The sequence below is a fragment of the Vibrio sp. C8 genome (assembly GCF_054051265.1).
Window position 1 is genome coordinate 1 of record NZ_JBPAOE010000031.1, and the last position, 1291, is coordinate 1291.

Consider the following 1291-nt stretch of genomic DNA (forward strand, 5'->3'; position numbering starts at 1 on the left):
TGACCCGTCCTAAATAAGGTTGACACTTTTCCAGTAACCAATTGGAGAATGTCATGAAATCAATAGGTAAACGTACACAGCAAGATTATTCCCTTGCCTTTAAATTGGCGGTTGTTGAGCAAGTTGAAAAAGGGGAAATGACATATAAGCAGGCTCAAGAGCGATATGGTATTCAAGGACGCTCGACGGTTTTAGTTTGGCTTCGTAAACATGGTCAGCTAGATTGGTCTTTAGGAGCGTCTGAACTAAAGGGAAAAGGTATCGCTATGTCTCAATCATCTTCCCCACAAACACCTGAACAACGCATTAAAGAGCTTGAACAACAATTAGAAGAAACTCAGTTAAAAGCCGATTTTTTCGAGGCAGTTGTAAAAGTCATGGACAGAGACTTTGGAGTCCGTCTTTCAAAAAAGCGCAAAGCCGAGTTATTGAGGAAAAAACGCTTTCAAGGTTAACCGTGACAAAAGCTTGCTTGTTTATAGGGATTTCACGTCAGGCATATTACAAGCGGTGTGAAGCAGAAAAAGAACGAGTTTCCCATGAGACTCATGTGCTTGTCGCCGTGAAGAAAGAGCGCCTTACTCAACCTAGAATAGGTGTCAGGAAGCTAAAATATATTTTGTCTCAAAAGTGTTTAATCATCGGCCGGGACCACTTGTTTGCACTTCTTAAAGCGAACCAACTTCTTGTCCCAACAAGGCGAGCATATCATCGCACGACGAACAGCCATCATCGATTTCATTGTCATCCTAACATCATAAAGTCGGGGTATGTTCCTGAACGCCCCGAGCAGTTGTGGGTTGCCGATATTACCTATCTACCGACTCGTGATGGAGAAACTTATCTCAGTTTAGTCACGGATGCTTACTCTCGGAAAATCGTTGGTTATCATGTTGATGACAGCATGAAAACTCAATCCGTTAAGCAAGCGTTTATGAATGCGCTTAAAAGTAGAAGAACGCGACAGCCACTCATTCATCACTCAGATAGAGGGTTGCAATATTGTTCGGCTGAGTATCAAACACTTCACCAACAGAATGGCGTAAGTTGCTCAATGACAGATGGATATGACTGTTACCAGAATGCGTTGGCAGAAAGAGTCAATGGAATACTCAAAAATGAATATCTTCTTAACAAGCCTACGAATTTAGAAGAAGCACGAAAGATGGTTGCAGAGTCGGTGAAAATCTATAATCAATATAGGCCACACACAGCCTTAAAATACAAAACGCCCGATGAAGTACACCGAGCGTTTTAACTAAAATGTGTCAACCCATATCAGGACGGGTCA

At 42.1% G+C, this 1291-nt stretch carries 1 protein-coding gene; it reads left to right on the plus strand.

All coding sequences use genetic code 11. From position 1 onward, the window contains the following. Nucleotides 1-53: 53 nt before the first annotated feature. Nucleotides 54-1258 (plus strand): IS3 family transposase gene (locus ACRQQK_RS14195; protein WP_457512472.1). Its coding sequence is split into 2 segments (ribosomal slippage): nt 54-405 and nt 405-1258, totalling 1206 coding nucleotides; the frame shifts between segments, so codons are not numbered across the junction. The last annotated feature ends 33 nt before the right edge of the window (nt 1259-1291 follow it).